The 24,659-nt window shown below is 73.8% G+C and carries 12 protein-coding genes and 2 pseudogenes; 6 read left to right on the plus strand and 8 right to left on the minus strand.

Translation table 11 applies throughout. The features are described from left to right. Positions 1-211: 211 nt before the first annotated feature. From prfB to CV755_RS18850, 3 genes are all read right to left on the minus strand, one after another. On the minus strand, positions 212-1,318 hold the full coding sequence (prfB, locus tag CV755_RS18840) for a peptide chain release factor 2 (protein WP_109281373.1): 1,107 nt from the start codon (positions 1,316-1,318) through the stop codon (positions 212-214). A 54-nt stretch (positions 1,319-1,372) separates the two neighbouring features. Next, on the minus strand, positions 1,373-2,656 hold the full coding sequence (locus tag CV755_RS18845) for a serine/threonine-protein kinase (RefSeq protein WP_109281374.1): 1,284 nt from the start codon (positions 2,654-2,656) through the stop codon (positions 1,373-1,375). Between the two features lie 205 nt (positions 2,657-2,861). Then, on the minus strand, positions 2,862-4,667 hold the full coding sequence (locus CV755_RS18850) for a serine/threonine-protein kinase (protein WP_109281375.1): 1,806 nt from the start codon (positions 4,665-4,667) through the stop codon (positions 2,862-2,864). 504 nt (positions 4,668-5,171) lie between these two features. On the opposite strand from CV755_RS18850, the pseudogene CV755_RS18855 reads away from it, so the two are divergent. The 5 genes and pseudogenes from CV755_RS18855 to CV755_RS18875 form a co-directional block, all read left to right on the plus strand. Beyond that, a pseudogene (locus CV755_RS18855) lies at positions 5,172-5,756 on the plus strand (FHA domain-containing protein); the annotation flags it as partial. A gap of 3,360 nt (positions 5,757-9,116) precedes the next feature. Beyond that, a pseudogene (locus CV755_RS18860) lies at positions 9,117-10,910 on the plus strand (FtsK/SpoIIIE domain-containing protein); the annotation flags it as partial. 131 nt (positions 10,911-11,041) lie between these two features. After that, positions 11,042-12,427 carry an ABC transporter substrate-binding protein gene (locus CV755_RS18865; protein ID WP_109281376.1) on the plus strand — a complete coding sequence of 462 codons (1,386 nt, stop codon included), beginning with the start codon at positions 11,042-11,044 and terminating at the stop codon, positions 12,425-12,427. Positions 12,428-12,440: 13 nt separating this feature from the next. Then, positions 12,441-13,790, plus strand: coding sequence for a carbohydrate ABC transporter permease (locus CV755_RS18870; RefSeq protein ID WP_109281377.1), 1,350 nt, complete (start codon positions 12,441-12,443; stop codon positions 13,788-13,790). Beyond that, positions 13,787-14,668: a carbohydrate ABC transporter permease gene (locus CV755_RS18875; protein WP_109281378.1), complete on the plus strand. Its 882-nt coding sequence runs from the start codon at positions 13,787-13,789 to the stop codon at positions 14,666-14,668. The genes CV755_RS18870 and CV755_RS18875 overlap by 4 nt, the downstream gene beginning before the upstream one ends. Here CV755_RS18875 and CV755_RS18880 read toward each other — a convergent pair. After that, positions 14,637-16,091: a glycosyltransferase family 39 protein gene (locus CV755_RS18880; protein WP_241561281.1), complete on the minus strand. Its 1,455-nt coding sequence runs from the start codon at positions 16,089-16,091 to the stop codon at positions 14,637-14,639. The two genes, CV755_RS18875 and CV755_RS18880, sit on opposite strands and share 32 nt — an antisense overlap. A 183-nt stretch (positions 16,092-16,274) precedes the next feature. Here CV755_RS18880 and CV755_RS18885 point away from each other — a divergent pair, with 183 nt between their 5' ends. Next, positions 16,275-17,900, plus strand: coding sequence for a glycosyltransferase family 2 protein (locus CV755_RS18885; RefSeq protein WP_109281379.1), 1,626 nt, complete (start codon positions 16,275-16,277; stop codon positions 17,898-17,900). A gap of 81 nt (positions 17,901-17,981) precedes the next feature. Here the strand turns inward: CV755_RS18885 and CV755_RS18890 are convergent, their stop codons facing one another. From CV755_RS18890 to CV755_RS18905, 4 genes are read right to left on the minus strand one after another with little or no spacing between them, the layout of a single operon-like run. Further along, positions 17,982-19,118: a glycosyltransferase gene (locus CV755_RS18890; protein WP_241561283.1), complete on the minus strand. Its 1,137-nt coding sequence runs from the start codon at positions 19,116-19,118 to the stop codon at positions 17,982-17,984. Further along, positions 19,115-21,886 (minus strand): bifunctional glycosyltransferase/CDP-glycerol:glycerophosphate glycerophosphotransferase, encoded by a 2,772-nt coding sequence (locus CV755_RS18895; protein WP_109281380.1) that lies wholly within the window; start codon positions 21,884-21,886, stop codon positions 19,115-19,117. Before CV755_RS18895 ends, CV755_RS18890 begins: the two co-directional genes overlap by 4 nt. A 3-nt stretch (positions 21,887-21,889) precedes the next feature. Beyond that, on the minus strand, positions 21,890-23,116 hold the full coding sequence (locus CV755_RS18900) for a glycosyltransferase 87 family protein (protein WP_109281381.1): 1,227 nt from the start codon (positions 23,114-23,116) through the stop codon (positions 21,890-21,892). After that, positions 23,113-24,642, minus strand: coding sequence for a hypothetical protein (locus CV755_RS18905; protein ID WP_241561284.1), 1,530 nt, complete (start codon positions 24,640-24,642; stop codon positions 23,113-23,115). The genes CV755_RS18900 and CV755_RS18905 overlap by 4 nt, the downstream gene beginning before the upstream one ends. Positions 24,643-24,659: the final 17 nt, after the last annotated feature.

The raw sequence follows: 24,659 nt of genomic DNA on the forward strand, positions 1-24,659 counted from the left end.
CCCCCAGTAGCTGTACTCGTCAGTGGAGCAGCCATACACAGGGTCGTGGCACTCGGGGGATGGCGTGTGGCAACACCGGCCCGTAAGGCCGGGCCTTGCACCCCCCACCACACGCACCCCAGTGATACGCATGCCACACGCCAGCCTTCCGAGTTTCCGGAAGGACGTCAAGGCAGATTCAGGAAGTACGCCCGATTATGGGCGAGTTGACCTACTTTTCCTGCTGCTTCCGCCAGCGGATTCCGGCTTCCAGGAAGCCGTCGATGTCACCGTCGAGCACCGCCTGGGGGTTGCCCACCTCGAACTCGGTCCGCAGGTCCTTGACCATCTGGTAGGGGTGCAGGACGTACGAACGCATCTGGTTGCCCCAGGAGTTGCCACCGTCGCCCTTGAGCGCGTCCATCTTGGCCTGCTCCTCCTGGCGGCGCCGCTCCAGCAGCTTGGCCTGGAGGACGTTCATGGCGGTGGCCTTGTTCTGGATCTGCGAGCGCTCGTTCTGGCAGGAGACCACGATCCCGGTGGGGATATGGGTGATACGCACCGCGGAGTCGGTGGTGTTGACGCCCTGGCCGCCGGGGCCGGACGAACGGTAGACATCGATGCGCAGCTCGGACTCGTCGATGTCCACATGGTCGCTCTGCTCCACCACCGGCAGCACCTCGACGCCCGCGAAGGAGGTCTGGCGGCGGCCCTGGTTGTCGAAGGGCGAGATGCGCACCAGGCGATGGGTGCCCTGCTCCACGGAGAGGGTGCCATAGGCGTAGGGGGCCTGCACCGAGAAGGTGGTGGACTTGATGCCCGCCTCCTCCGCGTAGGAGGTCTCGTACACCTCGGTCTTGTAGCCATGGCGCTCGGCCCAGCGCAGATACATCCGCTGCAGCCGCTCGGCGAAGTCGGAGGCGTCCACACCGCCGGCCTCGGCCCGGATGTTGACGAGCGCCTCACGGGCGTCGTACTCACCGGACAGCAGGGTGCGGACCTCCATCTCGTCCAGCGCCTTGCGCACCGCGACCAGCTCGCCCTCGGCCTCGGCCAGGGTGTCCGCGTCCCCCTCGGCCTCGGCGAGCTCGAAGAGCACCCCGAGGTCGTCGATGCGGCCGCGCAGCGACTCGGTCTTGCGCAGCTCGGCCTGGAGGTGGGACAGCTGGCTGGTGATCTTCTGCGCCGCCTCCGGGTCGTCCCAGAGGGAGGGGGCGGCCGCCTGCTCCTCGAGCACGGCGATGTCAGCCCTCATCTTGTCGAGGTCCAGAACGGCCTCGATCGACGCCATGGTCGAGGAGAGGGACTTCAGCTCTTCGGATACATCAACGACTGCCACGCAACCAGACTAACCGCTGTGCGGCGCACCCCGGTCCAGTCCGTCCGGGAGCGGCTAGGGGGCGGGGTCGGTGCGGTGCATACCCGGCTTGGCATCGCCGGAGTCGTGATCACCGGAGACGGCGAACCAGCCGCCCACCCCGGCCACCGTGACCAGCGCCACCGCAGCCGCGCCCAGCTTGAGCCGGCGGCCGCGGGCCTCCTCGGCCGGGCCGCGGTGCCGGGCCGAGCCCGCCCGGCGCTCGCCTGCCGCGCGGGGCGCCCGCGCCGTGCCATGCGCTCCGCCGGCCAGTTCGTCCGGGCCCGGCACCCGCATGCTGGTGTGGGTGTCCCGGCTGGAGTCGAAGGCGGGCGTGGGGACCAGCGGGACCGCGCCCCGGCGGCGCGGCTCGGGCGCCATCGCGGCGGTGGGGTCGTACGCACCGTCCCGGGCGCCGTCGGCCGGGTCCCCGCCCGGCTCGTCGATGTCCAGCGGCGGCAGCCCGGCCAGCTGGGGCAGCAGCTCGCGCAGCCGGGCCGCCAGCTCCGGGGCGCGCAGCCGGGAGGCCGGAGCCTTGGCCAGGCACTGCACCAGCAGCTGCCAGAGCTCATCCGGGATGCCGGGCAGCGGGGCCACGGTCTCGGTGACATGGCGGCGCAGCACGGCCCCGGGGTGGCCGCCGCCGAAGGGGGTGAAGCCGGCCAGCAGCTCATAGAGGACGGTGGCCAGCGCATAGACGTCCACCGAGGCGCGCGGCGGCAGGCCCTCGATGATCTCCGGGGCCAGATAGTCCGGGGTGCCGATGACGCTGCGCTGGCCGGAGGCGCGGCCCGGCTCGGCGGCGCGCTCCCGGGGCGGGCGCGGGACGTCCACCAGGCGGGCGATGCCGAAGTCGGTGAGCAGCGCCGGGTGCGCCCCGCCGGGGCCCAGCGGCCCCTCCATGTCCAGCAGGACGTTCTCCGGCTTGACGTCGCGGTGGATGATCCCGGCGGCGTGCGCGGCAGCCAGGCCGTCGGCGATGTCGGCGGCGATGGCGACGGCCGCCTCGGGGGCCAGCCGGCGCTCCCGGTCCAGCCGGGTGCGCAGGTCGGTGCCCCGGATCAGGTCCATCACCAGGGCCAGGTCGGCGCCGTCCACCACCAGGTCGCGGACTCCGACCACATGGGGGTGGTCCAGGCCCAGCAGGGCGGCCCGCTCCTGGACGAAGCGGCCGACGAGTTCCTGGTCGGAGGAGAGGTCCTCACGCAGCAGCTTGATGGCGACCGGGCCCTCGGGCCCCTCGCCGAGCCACACCGTGCCGGCGCTGCCCCGGCCCAGGACCTGGTGGGCGGTGTACCGGCTGCCGATCTTCCGTGCCAAGACTGTTCCCCGACTCCTGAGACAGGCGCGTCCTTCCGAGCAGGCGCGTCGCCCACCAACCTACTTCGGCTGAGGGGATGTTAGGGGCACCGAGCGGTACCCGGCTTCCCTCCCGGACAGAAAACACCTTTCGGGGAAGCCTTTCCGAAGCCTTGCCGGGAAGCCCTCCGGGAGCCGGTGCACCGGGGGTTCGGGGCCCGGCCGGTTACGAGCCGGAACCCAGGCTGGACACCCAGTCCTTGACCGAGACATACCAGTCGTGGGCGGTGTCCCAGAAGTTCTTGCCGTCGGCGACCCATTCCTTGAGCGGGGTGAAGGTCCACAGCGCCCAGGCCGCGATCACCAGGAGGACGATCATAAACAGACAGCCCTTGAGGCAGCCGAGGCCCGGGATGCGCATGGGGTTGGCGCTGCGCTGCCGGGGCGGCCGGGGCTCCCGGCGCGGTGCCCTCGGCGGCTCGGGCTGGGGCTGCGGCGGAGCGTAGTGCTGCGGCTGGGGCTGTGGCTGCTGCCGGGGTTGTTGGTACTGGGGCGGACGCTGCGGCTGTCGGGTGCGCTGGGGCGTGTAGGGCAGCTGCTGCTGACGGGGGTCCTGATACTGCGGGGGCTGCTGCTGGCCGTACTGCTGCTGCGGCTGCTGCCCGTACGGCTGCTGGGGCGGCTGGCCCGGGCGCCGGGTGGGCCGGCGGCGCAGCGGGTCCTCGCTGGGGTCCAGGTACTGGACCTGCGTCTGGTCATTGCGGTCCCGGGCCTGGCGCAGCTGGGTCTGCCAGGGGTGCGGTCCGTCCGGCTGCTGCTCCGGCGGGACGGGCGGCATGGCACGGGTGGGGTCGGCGCCGCCGTACGGGCCGGAACCGGCGGGCATGGCTCGGGTGGGGTCCGAGGCGCCGTACGGGCCGGAACCGGCGGGCATGGCTCGGGTGGGGTCCGAGGCGCCGTACGGGCCCGAGCCGGCGGGCAGCACCTGGGTGGGGTCGGCGTTGGGCCCGGTTTGCGGGAGCAGGCTGGTGGCGGCGTTGGGGTCGTAGCCGCCCGCCGGGGGCAGCACCTGCGTGGGGTCGGCCTCGCCGCCCAGCCCGGTGCCGGGCACCTGGGCGGGCTGCGGGTCGGGCGCCAGCAGGGCGGCCACGCCAAGGGCGGCCTCGGCCTGCTCGGGGCTGGCGTGTACGCCCACCCCGGCGGCGACCACCCGCAGGGCGCGGGCCAGGTTCTCCGCGCTGGGCCGCTCCTCGGGCCGCTTGCGCAGACAGCGCTCGATGACCGTCCACAGCGGCTCGGGGACGGTGGTGGGGCGCCGCGGCTCGGCGCTCAGGTGCTGGTGCAGCACCTCCAGCGCGGTCGCCCCGGCGAACGGCGGACGGCCGGTGACCAGCTCGTACAGCAGGATGCCCGCGCCATAGACATCCACCGCGGAGGTCTGCGGACGACCCTCGGCGGACTCCGGCGCCACATAGGCCGGGGTGCCGACGAACTCATGGGTACGGGTCAGACCGGGCGAGTCGGCGAGGCGGGCGATGCCAAAGTCGGTGAGCATCGGGTGCATCCGGCCGCCCTCGTCACGCAGCAGCACATTGGCCGGCTTGAGGTCCCGGTGCACAATGCCGTCGGCGTGGCTGGCGGCCAGCGCGTCGGCGATCTGGGCGGTCAGCAGGGCTGCGGCGACCGGGGTGAAGGGGCCGTTCTCCCGCAGATAGCGGTGCAGGTCCGGCCCGTCCACCAGATCCATCACCAGCGCCAGCAGATCGCCCTCGACCACCAGGTCGCGGGTGCGGACGATATTGGGGTGGGTGAGCCGGAGCAGCACCGAGCGCTCGCGCAGGAAGCGCATCACCACATCCGCGTCGTTGGCCAGCTCCTCCTTGAGGACCTTGATCGCCACGGTCTCGCCGGGCTGCCCGGCAACCGCCGCCTCGGCGCCCGCCGTCTCGCGCTGGCGCGCACGCCAGACGGTGCCCGTGGCTCCGCGTCCGAGCGGCTCCTCGAGCAGGTATTTGCTGCCTACCGGCCGCACGTCATGCGCTCCCTGGTCGTGATCCGTTTCGATGGCCTCTGGGGTGCTCGGCCTGGCGCCCACTGTAGTGCCGCCCGCCCCGCCGTCCGGCTGGCCGACCGATGGCGGGCCGGGCCCGGCCGGGGCCTTGTCCGGGTGTGGCTTGGGAGAAAGACGCTCTTTCCGGGCGCTCGGTTGCCAGGCGGCGTCAATACCGGTCGGCGAACCGGCCCCGGAGTGTGCACCCCCTTGAACAAATCAGCCACCTCCCGGCCACGAGCTGGCGTTTTCGCATTGCTCGGATGGTCGTCCAAGATCACGAATTGGCTCTCGCCGGGCGCGCTGTCGGTGGCAGGTGCGAGGATGCTCGCAGCACGGTGCGGTGGGGTGGCGCTGCGCGCCGGGGTGGCGACGCGGGAGGCCCCGCGCTCCGTGGTGGACCTGTACGTGCCGAAGCGCTCGTATGTGGCCGGGGGAGGGCTGCCGCCCCCGGCGCGACCGGGCGGGAAGGGACCGTTGACGCCGATGCAGATCCGGCTGACCGTCCTCGGGCCGCTCGGCGGCCAGATCGCGCACGCCTGCGATGTGCTGGTCACCGCTCCGGCGGGGACCGCGCTCGCCGGGGTGACCAGCGGGCTGGCCGCCGCCGTCGCGGCGGCCGGTTCCGACCTCGGCAGCGGGGCGGTGGTGGTCTACGCGGGTGCCGAGCGGCTGGATCCGCAGCGCTGCGCGCTGGGCGAGCCGCCGCTGATCGATGGCGCGGTGCTCTCGCTGGGCGGGCCCGCCGATCCCGAGCTCCATGCGGGGGTGCCGCTGTCCGGGCTGCCGGAGGCGACGGCCCGGCTGCATGTGATTTCCGGGCCGGACGCGGGCGGGGTGCACCTGCTGCACGGCGGGGAGGTCCGCGTCGGACGGTCCGCCACGGCCGATATCCCGCTGGACGACCCCGATGTCTCCCGGCTGCACTGCGCGGTGACGGTGGCCGCGAACGGCCGGGTCACCCTGCATGACCTGGGCTCCACCAATGGCTCCACGCTCGGCGGCACGCCGGTGGACGACCGCCCGGTGCCGTTCCGGCCCGGCCCGCTGCTGCGGGTCGGCGAGTCCGCCCTGGTGCTGCACGGCGCGGACGAGGGCGTCCCCCGCCCGCTCCCCACCGCCCCGGACGGCGAGGGCCACCTCCGGGTGACCCCGGCCCGTCCCGCCGTCCCCACGACCACGGGCCAGGGCACGGCCACGCTCCGCACCACGTCCGGCGGCACGGCCCTCAGCGGCTCCGGCGCCCCGGCGCCCGGACCGGCCGACACCGGCCGGTCGGCCACGCCCCACCCCGCCTCGGACGGAACCGCCCCCACCGGCAACCACGGACCCGCCACGGGCCGGGCGAACACCGCCCCGTACCCCCGCTCCGGCGCACCGACAACAGCCGGAGCGGCCACACACCCGACGGACACCGGCACGCCGGCCGCCCACGGCACCGCCCGGCACACCCCCTTCGGCGGAGCCACGCCAACCGGCAGCCAGGACCCCGCCACGGGCCCGGCGAACACCGCCCCATACCCCCGCTCCGGCGCACCGGTCGCATCCGGCCACACCGACCCGGCAGCCGCTCAGGCCACCGCGCCGCAACCCGGGTTCACCGCGCCCGGTCAACGCGGCACGACCGCCCGTCCCGGCGACGCCACCACGAGTCACGCCAGCCCCTCAGCCACCTCGCCGCACCACCCGCACACGGCCTCGGCCGCAGGCCAGGCAGACAACGCGAGCGGCCACACCGGCCCCGCGACCCCCACGGCGCACGGCACAACCGGACCGGCCCCGCGCCCGACGGGCACCGGCATGAGCCAGGGCGGCCCATCGGCCTCCCAAGGTGCCGCATATCGCCCGGAGTTCGGCACGCCCGCGACACCCACCGCACAGCAGTCCGCCGACCACCCCGCAGGCACCGGTACGGGCCGCACCAGCCCGTCAGCCACCTCACCGCGCTACCACGCTGCACCGGGCCAACCCGGCACGACCGCATACCCGCCAAGCGGCATCACCAGCCACGCGGACCCCGCCGTACCCGAAGGCACCGCATACGACCCGGGTTTGGGCACACACGCGGCACCCGGCGCGCCTCGGTCCGCCGACCGCTCCACGGGCGCCGGTACGGGCCACACCAACCCATCGGACGCAGCACCGAAGCACCAGCACACCGACTCGGCCGCGCACCGGACAGGCAACGGCCAACCCGGCCCCACGACCCCCGATGCCACCGGGCGAACCACGCGACCGGCAAGCACCGGCATGAGCCGCACCAGCCCGTCGGCCACCTCGTCGCAGCGCCCGCACACGGCCCCGACCGCACTGAGCCAACCCCCGGCGGGTAGCGCCACCAGCGTTACCGGCCAAGCGACTTCCCAGGGCGCCGCACGACGCCCTGGCTTCAACATGCCTCCCGCACCCGGCGAGATGGAGCCGACCGCACCACCGGCAGACACCGACGCAGGCCGCATGGGATCCCAAGTCGCCGCACACAGCGCCGGATTCGGCGCGCCCCAGGCACCTGGCACCGTGCCGCACCACTCCATGGCACCAAGCCAACCCGGCACGGCCGCACACCGGGCAGGCGGCACGACCGACGACACCGGCCAGGGAACGCCCCAAGGCGCCCAGCAGCGCCCAGAGTTCGGCACGCGCACGGCACACGGCGCAACCGGGGCGACCGCGCACCCCACCGGTACTGGCGCAAGCCACGCCGGTGCGTCAGGCGCTCGCCCAGCCGCAGGCGCCGCGAGCATCGGTACGGAACACACCGACTCGGCAGCCGCTCCGGGCTCCGGCGCTCCCGGGGCGCCCACCACGCCCGCCAGCCGGGCAGGCACCGGCATGGGCCGCCGCACCGAGTCAGCGACCCCGCCACAACGCCCGTACACCGGCTCGGCGGCAGCCGGCGAATCCAGCCCAGCGGCACCCCAAAGCGCCGTGAAGCACCCCGAGTTCGGCACAATGGCAGGGCCCGGCCGGCCCGGCCCGTCGAACACCGCCAGGGACCACAGCAGCCGGGCGCCCGCCCATGGCACCGGCACCGCGTCGCACGCCGGTTTCCAAGCACCAACGGCACCCGGCCAGCTCGACTCCAGCCACACCAGCGAAGCCGGTCCGGCCGGGCACCGACCGGGTGACACCACCGGCTACAGCGATCACGCCGTGCCCCAAGGCGCCTCGGCACGCCCCGCGTTCGGCACACAGGCGGCACCCGGCCGACCCGGCACCGGCGACAGCACCCCCGCGGCCACCGCACCGCACGACCCGTACACCGGCTGCACGGCCCCCAACCAGCCCGCCCCAGCCGCGCACCCGGCAAGTGCCACCACCGCCCACAGGGGCAGCCAGGCCGGCGCCCCAAGTGGCGTGCGGGGAACGGGATTCGGCGCACCGGCCGTGGCGCAGGCAGGTGCCGGTGGGGGCGGCGGCGGGCCGGAAGCCCAGGGCTCGGCGGCGGCGTCCCGCAGGGCCCCGCACCCGGCGAGCAGTGCCACGGCGGACGGCCAGGGCACCGCGTCGCACACCGCCCCGGCGGTACCGGGCCGACCCAGGACGGGGCGCGCCACCCCCGCCGAACCGGGGCTGATCCCGCATCCGGCGAGTCCGGTTCCCGGCGAAGCCGAACCGGCACCGCAGGGCGCCTCCCCGCGTGGGGGCGGCGAGGGGGTGCCGCGTCACACCGGGAATCCCTCGGGCACCTACGCCGCCTCGCAGCACCGGCCCTCGGTCAGCGCGACCGTGGCATCCGCCTACACCACCGGCACCACCGGAACCGCCCACTTCGGCATTTCGGCCGCCTCCGAAACGCATGGCGGCCGCGGCGGAGTGCTGGCCGGCAGCGCCGACAAGGCAAGCAACAAGGCGGGCAACAAGGCAGACGAGGGAGGCAGTGCAGACGGCAACGCCCGGAACGGCGAGGGCGGTGAAGACAGCGCGGCACCGCAGCGCGAAGGCGGCAGGCGCGGTCGTGGCATAGCGGCATGGGCCCGCCGGCTCACCGGCGGCCGTGGCGGGGCGCTGCGGCCGGGGGCCGTGGAGCCGTCGCCCGCCGAGGGCGGCGCGGCCGAGCCCCGCGTCCAGGTCACCGCCGCCGAGCTGCGCGACCGCTGGCCGGATCCGGCGGCCGTGCTGCTGACGGCGCTGGGCCCGGGCCCGCGCCTGTGGGAGCGCGGCCCGGACCACCCGGACCTGCTGTCCGTCCGCCTCGGCTCGGCCGACCGGCATCTGCCGGGCCTGCCGCCCGGCACCGGCCCGCTGCCCTGCGTCCCGGTCGCCGTGGGCCTGCGGGAGGCGGGTTCGCTGGGGCTGGCCGGGCCCCGGGCCCGGCTGTCCGGCCTGGCCCGTTCGGTCCTCGCCCAGCTCGCCGCGCTGCACTCCCCCGCCGTGCTGGAGTATGTGCTGATCAGCGCCGACCGCTCGCGCTCCGAGGAGGAGCGGCAGGCGGAGTGGTCCTGGCTGGGCTGGCTGCCGCATCTGCGCCCGTCCGCCGGGCAGGACTGCCGGCTGCTGGTCGCCTATGACCAGGAGCAGGCCACCGCCCGCACCGCCGAGCTGGTGCGCCGCCTGGACGACGGCCCGCTGGGCCCGCGGTGGCCGGTCGCCGGGCCGGCGGAGGTCGCCGCGGCGGCCGCCGCCCACCAGGGCCCGTACACCGTGCTGATCGTGGACGGCGACCCCGGCACCCCCGCGCTGCGGGAGACCGTGGCCCGGCTGGCGGCCTGTGGCGCGGCGGCCGGAATCCATCTGGTCTGCCTCGCGGACGCCCCGGCCACCACCCCCGCCTCCCCCGTCTCGGCCACTCTGGCCACCGCGGAGCGCGGCTCCCCCGGTTTCCCGCACTGCGGGGTGGTGGCCCTGCTCAGCGGGGATGTGGCCACCGCGGTCCAGGTCATCCACCGCGCCCCGGCCGGCGGCCCGGGCACCGTGATCGCGGCCCTGGACGCGGTCTCCCAGCCCTGGGCCGAGCGCTTCGCCCGCGCGCTGGCCCCGCTGCGGCTGGCCGAGGGCACGGACGCCTACGGCCCGGGCGCGCGGGTCGCCGCCCTGCCCCGGACCGCCCGGCTGCTGGACGAGCTGGGGCTGGCCAGGGCCACCCCGGCCTCGCTGACCGCCCGCTGGGCGGCGGCCATGGACCCGGGCAGCCGTCCCGGCGGCCGCGCGGTGGCGGTGCTGGGCGCCGGTCCGCATGGCCCGCTCGCCGTGGACCTCGCGGCGGACGGCCCGCATCTGCTGGTGGAGGGCGGTCCGGGCAGCGGCAAGACGGAGCTGCTGCGCGCGCTGGCCGCCTCGCTGGCCGCGGCCGACCGCCCGGACCGGCTGTCGCTGGTGCTGGTGGACGGGGCCGCCGCGGAGCGCGGCGAGGGCCTGCGGGTCTGCACCGAGCTGCCGCATGTCTCGACCTATCTGGCCGCCGCCGACCCGGTGCGGATGCGGGAGTTCGCCCAGGCGCTCAGCTCGGAGCTCAAGCGCCGCGCCGAGCTGCTGGGCCGGCTGGACTTCTGCGCCTGGCACGCGCAGCAGCCCGCACCGGCCCCCGCCGCCAATGCGGCCGGCACCACCAAGGTCGTCGGTCCGCGCCGCCCGCCGGAGAGTGCCACCGGCGATCTGGACGCCTCCTCGGCCGGCACCCTCCAGCTGCGTACCCCCCGGGACGGCGGCACCCCGGCGCATACCGCCGAGAACGCGCTGCCCCGGCTGGTGGTCCTGGTGGACGACTTCGACGCCCTGGTGGCGCCCGCGCTGGGCAGCACCGGCCGGCCGGCCGCCGGTTCGGTGGTCCGGGCCCTGGAGGCGGTGGCCCGGGACGGTGAGCGGCTGGGCGTCCATCTGATCGCCGCCTCCGGCCGGCCGGAACGCACGGCCGACACCGCGGCGGTGGAACGGGCCGGCCTGCGGGCCACCCTGGAGATCGCCCCGCCGGAGGTCACCCCGCCCACCACCGACGGAGCCGATGGTTCCACGGGGCGGCCCGCCCCGGGCCGCGGGCGGCTGCACCGGCCGGACGACGATGCGGTGACCCCCTTCCAGTCGGGGCGGGTGACCGGCCGGATCCCCCGGACGGCCACCCTCCGCCCCACCGTGGTGCCACTGGACTGGCGGCGCATGGGCGATCCGCCCACCCGCCGCCCGGTCCGCGAACTGGGCAACGGCCCCACCGACTTGGCGCTGCTGGCCAGTGCGCTGCAACGGGCCGCCCAGTCGGCGGGCGCCCAGGCGGCACCCCCGCTGCTGTGAGCCGCCGCGCCGCGGATCACTGACCCAACGTCACATCCCCATCACGATCAACTGTCCTGCGCCCCCGGCACTATTGCGAGCACCCACCAGGCGGCGTAGGACTGATCACACGGCACACGGGGAGGACGGCAATGCGCACCACTCTGCTGAGCACACGCACCACCACCCGCACCGCGCTCGCTCTGATCGTCAGTGCGGGCCTCGCGCTGACCGCCACGGCCTGTGGCGGAGGCGGGGGCGGGGACGACGGCAAGGACAAGTCGTCCGCCAAGGCGACGGAGTCCATACCCCACACCGTCCAACTCCCCAGGCTCAGCGGCCAGAAGATCAAGGTGACCGCGGTATGGACCGGCACCGAGCAGCAGCACTTCACCAAGGTCCTCGATGAGTTCGGCAAGCGCACCGGCGCCGAGGTGTCCTATGTGCCCAGCGGGGACGACATGTCGGCCTTCATAGGCTCCAAGGTCGCCGGGGGCGACCCGCCGGATGTGGCACTGCTGCAACAGCCGGGCACCCTGCGGGAGTTCGCACAGAAGGGCTGGCTGAAGCCGCTCTCCGAGAGCGCCACCGCCGAGCTGGCCAAGAACTTCCCCAAGGGCTGGCAGGACCTCGGCTCGTACCAGGGCAAGCGCTATGGCGTCTACTTCAAGGCCAGCAACAAGTCCTTGGTCTGGTACAACACCAAGATCTTCCAGGCGGCGGGCGTCCAGGAGCCCAAGACCTGGCCGGAGTTCCTGCATGCCGCGCAGACCATCGCCGACTATGGCGTCAGCCCGGTCTCGGTGGGCGGCGCCGACGGCTGGACGCTCACCGACTGGTTCGAGAATGTCTATCTCTCCCAGGCGGGTCCGGAGAAGTACGACCAGCTCACCACCCATAGGATCAAGTGGACCGACCCCTCGGTCAAGGACGCCCTGACCACCCTGGCCCAGCTCTTCGGCAAGAAGGAACTGCTGGCCGGCGGCAATGACGGCGCCCTGCAGACCCAGTTCCCCAACTCGGTGACCCAGGTCTTCGCCAAGGGGGACAAGTCCAAGGCCGCCATGGTCTACGAGGGCGACTTCGCGGCCGCCAACATCACCGCCGCCAAGGCCGGGATCGGCACCGACGCCAAGGTCTTCCCCTTCCCCTCGGTGGGCGCCAAGCCCCCGGTGGTCACCGGCGGCGATGTGGGGGTGGCGCTGAAGGACAACCAGGCTGCCCAGGCCCTGCTGACCTTCCTGGCCTCCCCGGACGCCGCCCAGGTCTGGGCGAAGCAGGGCGGCTTCATCTCGGCCAACAAGAACCTGGACCAGGCCGCCTACCCGGACGAGACCCAGCGCTCCATCGCCAAGGCCCTGGTGGCGGCGGGTGACGACTTCCGCTTCGACATGTCCGACCAGGCCCCCGCCGCCTTTGGCGGCAAGCCGGGCCAGGGCGAGTGGAAGGACCTCCAGGACTTCCTGCGCAACCCCTCCGATATCGAGGGCACCCAGCGCAAGCTGGAGTCCGACGCCGCCAAGGCGTTCAAGAACTGACGGGCGCGGCGCCATGACCACCGCGACCGCGGGGGCGGCGGCCGCCCCCGGACCGATACCTCCGGCGGCCGGGCGCGGCCGGGTGCTGGGCAGCAGGCCCTGGGTGGCCGCCCTGTTCCTGCTGCCGGCGCTGGCCCTGCTGGGCGCGCTCGTCGTCTATCCCATCGGCTACTCCGTCTACCGCAGCCTCTTCGACGCCTCCGGCCATGGCTTCACCGGCCTGGACAACTACCGGGAGGTCTTCTCCGACGAACGCATCCGCACGGCGCTGAAGAACAATGTCATCTGGGTGATCGCCGCCCCCAGTATCGCCACCGCGCTGGGTCTGATCTTCGCGGTGCTCACCGAACGGGTGCGCTGGGGAACGGCGTTCAAGCTGGTGGTCTTTATGCCGATGGCGATCTCCATGCTCGCCGCGGGCATCATCTTCCGGCTGGTGTACGAGCAGAGTCCGGACAAGGGTGTGGCCAACGCGGTGTGGGTGGGCATCCATGACACCTTCGCCGAACCGGCCCCCTTCCCCGGCGCCCATCCCCGGCCGGGCGGGGAGCTGACGGCCACCGGCGGCGGCTCGTACACCACCAAGTCGGCGGCCCATGCCGGGAGTCCGGCGGCGCTGCCGCTGGTGGCCGTCAAGCCGGAGGATGTCAGCGGGGCCAAGGACGCGGTGGCCGCCGAACCGGTGCCGGGCAAGGTCACCGGCACCGTCTGGCTGGACTTCGTCAAGGGCGGCGGCGGTACCCCGGGCCGGATCGGGGCGGGCAAGAAGGCACTGGCGGGGGTGAAGGTGCAGGCGGTGCGCGAGGGTCGTACGGTGGCCTCGGCGACCACCGCCGCCGATGGCACCTTCACCCTTCCGGGCAAGACGGACGGCGCCCAACTGCGGCTGCCGGGCAGCAACTTCGCCTCCCGCTACAACGGGGTGGAGTGGCTGGGCCCGTCCCTGGTCACCCCCTCCATCATCGGCGCCTACATCTGGATGTGGGCCGGTTTCGCCATGGTGCTGATCGCGGCCGGACTGGCCGGGGTGCCCAGGGAACTGCTGGAGGCGGCCCGGGTGGACGGCGCCAATGAGTGGCAGGTCTTCCGCCGGGTGACGGTGCCACTGCTGGCACCGGTGCTGGGCGTGGTGGTGATCACGCTGATGATCAATGTGCTGAAGATCTTCGACCTGGTCTACATCATCGCCCCCGGCTCCAGCCTGAGCAATGCCAATGTCCTTGCCCTGCAGCTGTATCAGTCCTCCTTCGGCACCGATGTCAACCAGGGCGTGGGCAGCGCCATCGCGGTGTTCCTGCTGCTGCTGGTACTGCCGGTGATGATCGTCAATATCCGGCGGATGCGGAGGGAGCGGCGGCCATGACCACTGCCGGAACGGGCGTACGGGCCACCCGGCCCCTGCCGGAACGGATCGCCGCCCGGCTGGGCGGCGGAGTGATGCGGCTGTTCCTGGTCGCGGTCGGGCTGTTCTGGCTGCTGCCCACGGTGGGGCTGCTGCTCTCCTCGCTGCGGGACCGCTCGGACATCGCGGCCTCCGGCTGGTGGCAGGTCTTCGCCCACCCCGGGCAGCTGACCACCTCCAGCTATGACACGCTCTTCCACAACGACAAGGTGATGCACTCACTGCTCACCACGGTGCTGATCACCGTTCCGGCCACCGCGCTGGTGATCCTGATCGGCGCCTTTGCCGCCTATGCCTTCGCCTGGCTGGAATTCCCCGGCCGGGACTGGTGGTTCATGGTGGTGGTGGGCCTGCTGGTGGTCCCGATGCAGGTGGCGCTGATCCCGGTGGCCAAGCTCTTCAACGCCCTGGGCATCTTCGAGACCACGGTGGGGGTGGTGCTCTTCCACACCGCCTTCGGCCTGCCCTTCGCCATCTTCCTGCTGCGCAACTTCTTTGCCGAGATCCCGCGTGAACTGCTGGAGGCGGCGCGGCTGGACGGGGCGGGCGAACTGCGCCTGTTCACCCGGGTGGTGCTGCCGCTGGGCGGACCGGCCATCGCCTCCCTGGGCATCTTCCAGTTCCTCTGGGTGTGGAACGACATGCTGGTCGCCCTGATCTTCGCGGACAGCGGCAATCCGCCGATCACGGTGGCCCTCCAGCAGCAGGTCCGGCAGTTCGGCGACAATGTGGACATCCTGTCCTCGGGCGCCTTCCTCTCGATGATCATTCCGCTGGCGGTGTTCTTCGCCTTCCAGCGGCAGTTCATCAGCGGGGTGATGGCGGGGGCGGTGAAGTGACCGTCCCCTGCCCGCAGCGGTAGCGCGAGACGGCACCGCCGGGTACGAACACCGACGCCTCCTCCCGGCAACGCCCGTTGAGCGCCCGCCACTTGGCGAAGTCGGCCCGCTGGGCCCGGAACCAGCGGCCGCCCACGGTGGTGGTGTCCCAGACCACCCATAGCCGGTCGCCGGGCGTCAACCGGCCCAGCCGGGAGAGCAGTTCACCGGTGCCGGTGTCCCGCCCGTAGAGGGTGCCGGAGGCGGCGGGCGAGGCGGCCAGGGTGAGATCGCGCAGGCCCCTGAAGTCATGGGGGTAGAACAGCGCCACCCGGCGTTCATAGTGCGGCAGGAAGAGCACCGCGTCCCCCGGCCGCGCCAGCCGGCCCACCTGCGCGGCCACCAGCGCCGGCTGGTCCCCACGGCCGGACGGCAGCCGCTCGCTGCGCTGCCCGGGCAGCTGGACGGCGAAGGCCGCGCCAATGGCCAGCACCCCGGCCACCACCACCGTCCGCCGCCAGGGCAGCCACCCCAGCAGCCGCTCCGCCCCGGCGGCCACCAGCAGCGGCAGGCCCGCCACACAGAACAGCAGATACCGGTCCAGAAACAGCGGCTGCCGCTGGGACACCGCGAACAGCAGCACCGGCCCCACCACCACCAGCGGCAGCGCCACCGCACTCAGCCCCAGCGGGCCCCGCCGGGGCAGCGGGGCCGGCACCGCCACCGCGGCCAGCAGCAGGGTCACCGCCAGCACCGGCCGTCCGGGCCCGGCGAAGGCGCGGACCAGGGCCTCCGCCTCGGCGGCCCCCGGCCTCCTCAGCCAGGACACCTGCTCGCTCTGCCCCCGCGACAGCACCACCAGCGGCGCCAGCACCACACCCGCCGCCGCCACCGCGCATCCCCACCCCCGCCACACCGGCCACCGCACCCTGGACCACAGCAGGGTCACCCCATGCGCCGCCACCAGCAGCACCGCGAACTCATGCAGCAGCGAGGTGACCGCGAGCACCGCGCCATACGCCACCCAGCCGCGTACCGAGCCCTGCTCCACCGCCCGTACCAGCAGCCAGGTGGCCAGCGCCGCGCCCGCCGCGACCAGGGCATAGGAGCGGCCCTCCTGGGCGTAGTGGCTCACAAAGGGAGTGCCCGCGTAGAGCAGCCCGGCCCATAGCCCCACCCGGGGCCGGGCCAGCCGGCTGCCCAGAGCACCCACCAGGGCGGCGGTGGCGGCGGCCCCCAGCACGGAGGGCAGCCGCAGGGTGACCTCGTCCGGGCGCACCGCCAGCACCGGGTGCATCAGCAGGTAGTACAGGCCATGCACCGCGTCCACCCGGCCGAGCAGCCGGATGATCTGCGGAACCGAGCGGCGGGCCACCTGGAAGGTGGCGCCCTCGTCCCGCCACATGGTGCCCCGGTCCAGCCCCCACAGCCCCAGGGCGAGCATGGCCAGGGCGGGCAGCGCGATGGCGAGTGTTTCCGGTGACGGCCTGTTTGGTGACGGCCTGTTTGGTGACGGCCGTGCCGGGGCCATCCGCCGCATTCCCGACCCCTCCCCGCCGTTCGGCCGCATCACCGCCGAGAATGCCCTGGTTGGCCATACTTAGCCGATAAAAAGGGTTTCGTGGCAGTGAACGAAAGCGAAACGCCTGTCCATCCCGCCTCCCCCGGCACTCCGCTCACCGGTGCGGTGAGCATCATTGTCATCGGCTACAACGACGCGGCGCATATCGCCGACGCGGTCCGCTCCGCCCTGGCCCAGGGCCCGGTGGCCGGCGAGGTCATCGCCGTGGACGACGCCTCCACCGATGGCACCGGCGCCGTCCTGGACCAACTCGCCGCCGCCGAGCCCCGGTTGCGGGTCATCCACCGCACCGCAAACAGCGGCGGCTGCGGCACCCCCCGCAACCAGGGCCTGCGCACGGCCGGTTCGCCCTATGTCATGTTCCTCGACAGCGACGACCTCCTGCCCGCCCATGCCGCCGAGACCCTGCTCGGCGCCGCCCTGCGCCATAACGCCCCGGTCGCGGCGGGTCTGTGTGTACGCCGCGAACTCCCCCGGGGCCGCGACACCGGCTGGCAGCCCGCCCTCTACCGGGAGGCCGCCCTGCTGCGCTCCCCCGAGGACCGCCCCGCACTGCTGCACGACACCCTCTGCGTCAACAAGCTCTACGCCCGCGACTTCCTCGCCGAGCACGGCATCACCTTCCCCGAAGGCCCCTTCCGCTACGAGGACTTCGTCTTCACCGCCCGGCTGCTGGCGGCCGCCCCGCCCATCGCCACCGTCCCCGAGCAGGTCTATATCTGGCATGTCCGCCGGGACGCGGCCAGACCCTCCCTCTCCCTCGACCGGGAGAGCGTGGGCAACTGGCGGGCCCGGGTGCACGCCCATACACAGGCGGTACGGATCCTCCAGGACGCGGGCCGCGACCAGCTGGCCCGGGCGGCCCGGGTGAAGTTCCTCGACCACGACCTCCGGCTCTACACCAGGGAGTTGCCCCTGCGCGGCCCCGCCTACCGGCGGGCCTGGTGGCGGACCACCCGCGACCTCCTGGCCGCCTACACGCCCGGCGAACTGGCCGCTTCCCGCGCTCCCGCACACTGGATCGCCCGGGTGGTACTGGCCGCCGAGCACCCCCGCGACCTGGACCGCCTCGCCCAGCTGGCCACCCGCCCGGCCCGCCTGCTGCCGCCCTACGCCCGGTCGGACGGCCACCCGGTATGGGCGGACGACCTGCCCTCGGTACGGCTGGACGGGCTGACCGCCAAACCGGTGCGCCGGCTGCCGGTGACGGTGGACGGCTCCCTGCGCTTGACGTCCTGGCCGCCCCGCGCCGAACTCACTCTCACCGTCCATGAGTTGTACGACCGCCTCTCCGCCGCCGAGCCCACCTCCATCACCGTGGAGCTGCGCTTGCGGGGCACGGACACGGTGCGCTCCTGCTCGGCCCCGCTGACCCCGTCCGGCCCCGGCTGGACCGCCCGGCTGTCCTTCGCCCTGGAGACGGTGGCCGGCGAGCCGCTGCCGCTTGTCTGGGACTTCCGGGTGCGACTGCGCTGCCGCGGGGGATCCCTGTGGACCGCCGTCCGGGCAATCGGCGGATCACCACGCCGCATCCTGCCCAGCCTCCGCTCCGGGCTCCTGCTGGCCCAGCCCTACCCAACGGCCGGCGGCTCCCTCGCCCTCCGCGTGGCCCCCGGCCCCCGGGGCGCCTGGGCCGTACTCCGCGGCCGCCTGCGCCGCCGCGCCCCATAGGGGCGCGGGGAACTGCGCGAGCGACCACGGGCGGCCCGCACCCGGAACACAACCGCACGCACCCCGAACCCCCGGAACCCCTCACCGCTCAATCTCCTCAAACAACCCCTCCCACCGATCCAAAACCTCCGGCAACCCCAGCGGAGCCACCCGCACCCGCGCCGCCGCACCGTACCGTCGCCGCAGCGAGGAATCCGTCATCAGCTGCCGCAACCCCGCCGCAAAGCGCCGCACATCGCCAGGCGGCACCAGCACCCCCGTCTCACCATGCGCCACCAACTCCCGTACCCCGCCCGAGAGATCGAAGCTCACACAGGGAACCCCCACCGCCGAAGCCTCCGCCAGGGCCATGGGGCGCCCCTCCCGTTCGCTGGTCAGTGCCAGCACGGACAGTTCGCGGTAGGCGGCCGCGACATCCCTGACCACCCCCCGGAACCGGACCCGTTCCGCGATCCCCAGCCGCACCGCCTGTGCGCGCAGCTCCCCCTCCACCGGCCCGTCGCCGAAGAAGTGCAGCTCCCAGTCGGAGAGTTCAGCCGCCGCGAACGCATCGAGCAGCCGGTCCAGCCGCTTGACCGGGTCGAGCCGGCCCACCGCCCCCACCCGCCGGGTGTCCAGCGGGGCCGCCGCCCCCGGGGCGAAGGGCAGCGGATTGGGCAGCACCACCGCATTGGGCAGCCGCTGCCGCCGGAACTCCTCCGCGTCCGCCTCGCTCAGGAAGACCGACTTCTCCAGCCCGGGATAGTGCCGCAGGATCAGCCGCAGATTGTCGCTGTTGCACGCCTGGAGGTAGGACTCGTGGTACTGGCCGATCCCCTTCAGGCGTGGCCGGGCCACCGGCTCCAGCCAGTCCGCAGCCCAGGGCGAGCCCATCACCACAAAGCCGTGCGGCACCGCCGCGAACCGGCGGGCCAGCCGGGAGCGGGCCCGGTCCCGCTCCCGCCGCTCCGCCCGCGCGGCCCGCAGCCGCACCGGATCCAGCCGTTCCCGCAGTGAGCGGGCCTCCCAGCGCGGGGACGGCGGCGAGCGGTAGAGCGTGGTGTGCCGATAGGCGGGCCGGGCCAGATAGGTGTGCGGCTCGGGGCTGGGCCGGATCCCGATCAGCTCCACCCGGTGCCCGCGCTCGGCGAAGCCCTGGGCCAGGGTGTGCAGCACCCGCTGGGAGCCGCCCATGGAGTCCACATCGATGCCGACCAGGAAGAGATTGCGACGGCTCACCGGGGGCCTCCCTCGAAGAACAGGTCCACCACCGACTTGCTGGACCGCCCGGTCTCCAGTGGGTTGAACCGCGCCTGGAAGCGCTCATACGCCCCCGCCCACTCCTCCCGGACCGCCGCCAGATCGCCCAGCACCGCCACCAGATGCCCGGTGTCCGCGAGCAGCGGGCCCGGGGCGATCTCGGCCAGGTCGTAGTAGGTGCCCCGGGAGCTGCGGTAGTGCTGGTAGTCATCGGCGTAGAGCAGGATGGGCCGCCCCAGATTGGCATAGTCGAACATCACCGAGGAGTAGTCGGTGAGCAGGGCGTCCGAGGCCAGCAGCAGATCGTTGAGGTCGGTGAACTCCCGTCCGTCGCGCACCGCGTGACCCAGCTCGCGGGGCACCGTGAAGCGCTCGTAGTAGTGCGGGCGGACCACCACCGTCCACTCCTCGCCCACCCCGCGCACCAGTTCCGCCAGGTCCACCCGGATGGACTCGCCGCTGCTGCGCGCCCCGTCGCGGAACGTCGGGGCATAGAGCAGGACTTGGCGCCCCTGGGGGATCTGCAGCCGTTCCCGGGTGACGGCGGCCCTTCTGCGCTGCTCCGGCTCGTTCCAGCGGACCAGGACGTCATTGCGGGGCAGCCCGGTGCGCAGCAGCTCGCCGGTGTACTCATTGGCGCGGACGAAGGTGCGCTCGAACTCCGGGTTGGGTGCGATCAGCGCATCCCAGCGGTCCACCATGATCTGGTGCCGGCGGCGCCGCCCGGGGCCGGCCAGCCGCAGTTCGGGCACGTCATAGCCCATGTGCTTGAACGCCTGGCCGTGCCAGGTCTGCAGATAGCGGGTGCCGGGGCGTTTGGGGAAGGGCATCGGGAAGCCATGGGTGTCCACCCAGTAGCGGGCCCGGGCCACCGTGCGGACATACTCCCAGCTGCCCCGGCGGACCAGTGGCACACCCTCGGGGTAGCCCTCGCGGCTGTCGGCGTAGGACCACACGGCACGCAACGGCAGGTCGCGGCGCAGCAGTTCCTCGTGGATATAGCGGGGGCTGTCGGCGTAGCCGCGGCCTTCCAGGGCTTCGAAGACCACCAGGTGTTCGTCGATGGGCAGCCGCCCCAGCTCATGGCAGACCAGGCCCTTGGCGCGCAGCCCGGTGACCCGGCGGGTGAGCCGCTGGAAGCGGTGGCGTACCGGCTCCAGGCTGGGTGCCGCCGCCTCGGCGCAGCCGAGCACTCCGGTGCGCTCCCAGTCGAACTCCAGCCGCCCGGCGCCAGTGCGCTCACAACGGACCCTGAGCAGCTGGCCGTTGAGGCGGGCGGAGAACACCGGCAGCTCCGCCGGGGCCAGCAGCGGGTCGGTGCGGCTGAGGCCCTGCCGCTCCAGGACGATCACCGGGTGGCGGCGGCCGCGGAAGCCCTTGAGGCCGGTGGGGATCCGGCGGGGATCCAACAGCAGTTCCGCGGTGCGCAGTTCGCTGCCCGGGGCATAGCAGAAGCGCACTGCCAGCGGGGGGCCGGCGGCGGTGATCCGCAGCTCGGCGCGCAGGGCGGCGGGCCCGGCCAGCAGTCCGGCGGGGTCGTAGGTGTGCAGGGTGAGCCGCAGCAGGGGGCCTTCGGGGGTGAGCGAGGCCACCTCATGGCGCAGCGGACCGGTGGCGAAGGGCTGCTCGTCCAGGCGCCAGCCGGTGATGTCCAGTTCATCGGCGGCGCGGGCGCTCTCCGGCGCCGTGGCGCCCCAGTAGGTACGTCCGGCCTGTCTGAGCACCCGGCGCGGGGCGATCCGCGGGCGGTCCAGGGTGCGGGCGCACTCGGCGGCCTCCTCGTACCGTCCGGCGCTGAGCAGGTACTGGCAGATCCGCTGTTCGTGCGGGATGGCGGCGAGTGCCTCGGGGGCGGCCTCGGCCAGGCAGGGGGCGACGGCGGCGGCGAACTCCTCGGTCCAGCGCCGGTCCCGGAAGGGCAGGTCGCCCAGGTGGAGGCGCAGGTCATGGCGGAGGAAGGCGGTGTCCTTGGCGGGTCTGAGGTCGGCGTTGCCGGATTCCTCCAGGAAGGCGTCGGTGAGCCGGGAGACGGCGATGCGGTCGGTGACATTGCGGATGTCGTCCCGGCGGGAGGTGATGGAGGGGGTGTCCGGGTCGTCGGCCAGCCGCCAGGTGTAGACGGGCCAGGGGACCACCGCGAACCGCCGGGCCAGGGTGTACGCCTGGGCGCTGAAGAGCTGGTCCTCGTAGTGCACCCGCTCGGCGAAGCGCAGGCCGTGCCGGGCCAGGAAGCCGGCGCGGTAGAGCTTGTTGGTGGACAGGTGGTCCAGGAAGTACTCGGGCGCCTGCCGGATGCCCTCCACCACCCGGGATTCGGCGAAGAGTTCGGGATACCACAGGGCGGTGCCGCCGGTGCGCTCGAAGAGCCGGGTGACCGCGCCGGCCACCAGGTCGGCGCCGGTGCGCTCGGCGGTCAGCAGCAGGGATTTGCAGGCGTGGTAGGGCAGTTGGTCGTCGCTGTCCAGGAACATCAGATAGGGGGCGCGGGCGGCCTCGATACCGGCGTTGCGCGGGGTGCCGCAGCCGCCGCTGTTGGCGGGCAGCCGCAGGCCGCGCACCCGGGGGTCGGACTCGGTGAGGATACGCAGGGTGGTGAAGGTGTCGTCGGTCGAGCAGTCATCGACGACCACCACCTCCAGGTTGCGCAGCGACTGGGCGAGCACCGAGCGCACGGCGCGCGGCAGCCGCTCGGCGTCGTTGTAGACGATCACGATCACGCTGACATCGGGGCGGGGCCGGCTGCTCACAAGTCACCTCGTTCCAGGAGGATTCCGGGGCTCGGAATCACTACTCAGAGAGTAGACGCCACCACTGACAGTGACCGTTTCGATGGTGCGCGGGCGGATCCGCCAGGCGGTACGGGCCAGCACCGCGGCCAGGCCGGTGTACATCACGATGTCCTTGAAGGCATGCCGCCGGGCGCTGCCCAGTTCGGGCCAGGGCACCCCGGAGAGCTGCGGCAGCAGCGCCGTCCAGAACCACACCGAGCGCACCGCCGCGCCGCGTACCACCGCCGAGGCGGCCAGCGAGGGCAGCGGCACCAGCGCGTAGTGCAGAAAGGCCGGGCGGGAGACCAGAAAGGCGGACAGCATCAGCAGGGAGGCGCACTCCACCAGCCGTACGCCCTCCTCGCCGCGGCCGTGCCAGCGCAGCCGGGCGAACCAGAGCGCCGCCGCCGCGGGCGGCACCGCCAGCAGCAGGGCGAAGGGCTGGCCGACCCCCAGCCGGGCCAGCACCGCCGGCCAGGAGGCGTCAAAGGGCCGGGCATAGGAGTCCTGCCCGTGCAGCAGAAAGGGCAGCGTCTTGGTGAGAAGCAGCCCCGGCCGGGGCATGGCCAGCGCGGCCGGCAGCGATACCGCCACCGGCACCGCCAGCGCCATGGCCAGCGCCCGCCACCGCCGGGCCAGGGCGAACAGCAGCAGCAGCGGCACCAGCATCGGCTTGAGCGCCAGCGCCGCGCCGACCAGTGCCCCGGCCGCCGTCCAGCGCCCGCGCCGGGCCAGGAGCAGCGCGCCGGGGAAGGCGACCACCGAGGCACAGGTCCAGTTGCCCAGGTGGACCATGCTCTGGAAGGGCAGCGAGAAGGCCAGCCCCACGGCCAGCGCGGCGGCCAGTCTGCTGTCCGCCCGTACCCGGAAGATGCGCAGCGCCAGCAGCGCCCCGGCCAGCACCAGCAGGGCGGTGACCGCGGGGGCCAGATAGAACAGGGTCCGGGCGCCGAGCGGCACTTGGGGCACGGCCGCGAACACCGCGGCGGGCGGGTAGAGGAACCGCCGGTCGGCGTAGGGCGCCCCGCCGTCCAGCAGGGTGTGGGCGGCCCGGACCACCACCGCGTTGTCGATCCCGGTGCGGTCGTCACCCAGCACCCGTCCGGCGCTCAGCAGATACAGCAGCAGCGCGCCGCAGAGCAGGGGCCGGGAGGCGCGTCCGCTCAGCCAGCGGCCGAACTCGTCGCGGGCGGCGGGGGGCCGGGTCATCGGGCGACCACCTCCAGCAGCGTCATCCCGCCCGGTCCATGGGCCCGGGGCCGCAGCGCGGGATCGTCCGGCGGCAGACCGGGCCGGCCCGCGCGCTGGAGCACCCAGCGCACGCCGTACTCCCTGAGCACGCCGAGCCGGCCGGCCCGGGTGGTGGCCGGGGCGTAGTAGCGGCGGGTGGCCTCCCGGCGCCGCCGCTCATCGGGCAGGAACACATCGGGGTAGGCGGGGGCGACGGTGTACGGGCCATAGGCGGGCAGCATCCGCAGGGCGTAGTAGTCGTCGGTGAGCACCGTGGCCCCGGCCGGCACCCGGTCCGCCGCCCAGCGCGGCCGGGGCCACAGGGGCACGGTGGGCACCCGCTGGCGCACCGCCGCCGCGGCCCGCCGGGGCAGGACATAGGTCAGCACCCCGGCCTGGGCCCAGGCGCCCGTCAGCAGGGCCGCCGCGGTCACCGCTCCCAGCACCCGGCGCCGGTGGCCGGCCGCTCCGGCGGTCTCGACGGCCAGCGCCAGCTGGGCGGGAACCAGCAGGGCGGGCAGCACCCGGCCCCAGGCCCAGTGGCCGCTGAGGCCGCCGGCCGTGAACACCGCCAGGCCCAGGGCGAACAGCAGGGCCAGCGGATCGCGGCCGTCCCGCCGCAGCCGTGCGCCCAGGGCGGCCACGCCCGGCAGCACCAGGCAGAACTTTCCGGCGAGATGGGTGTAGAGCGGCTGGTGGATGCCGTCCAGGCCCGGGGCGCCGGTCAGGGCGAAGAAGGGGTAGTAGGGCCAGGCGAGCAGGGGCAGCAGGGCCACCGCCAGGGCCACCCCGATTCCGGCCCACAGGCCAGGAGTTGGCAGGGGACGGCGGCCCAGCAGGAAGGCGAGCAGGCCCAAGACGGCCACTGCGCCGGTGAATTGGTGGCAGAGCAGGATCAGGGCCGCCAGCAGGCCCAGTCCGGCGAAGGCGGGCGTCCGCCAACTCTCGTCCACTGCACGGCGGGTCAGTGCCCATAGCTGCAGGGTGAGCCCCAGGGCCAGGGTGCTGGGGTAGGCCAGGGTGAGCGCCAGCGAGGTGAGTGAGGGCACCCCGCTCCAGGCGAACAGCCGCACCCCCTGGAGCAGCAGCAGGCACAGCAGCGCCAGCGGGAAGGCGGCACGGTGCGGGCTGAGGGTGCGCACCAGCGCCCGTACCCCGGTGACCAGCAGCAGCAGTCCGGCCAGCGCGGCCAGCCGGAGCACGGTGAAGGTGCTCCAGCCGGTGAGCGAGGCGAGCAGGGCCAGCAGCACCATCCAGGGCGAGTAGTAGGGGCTGGGGGTGTCGGCGTTCACCAGGGGGTTGCCCGGGTGGAGCAGATCGGTGCGCAGCCGTTCCAGGACGGCGGCGTGCATCCCCAGGTCCCCGGCCCAGGGCAGCCGCAGCGCCATCAGCAGCAGCAGGCCGGTCATCGCCCCGGCGGCCGCCGGCAGCGCCCGCCGGGGCAGGCCGGCGCGGGCGGTGCGGGCAGTGCGGGGCATGGCCTCGCCGGTCACGGCACTGGGCATGGCGCGGGGCAGCACGC

It is taken from the genome of Streptomyces orinoci (assembly GCF_003121295.1).
Taxonomy (GTDB): domain Bacteria; phylum Actinomycetota; class Actinomycetes; order Streptomycetales; family Streptomycetaceae; genus Streptomyces; species Streptomyces orinoci.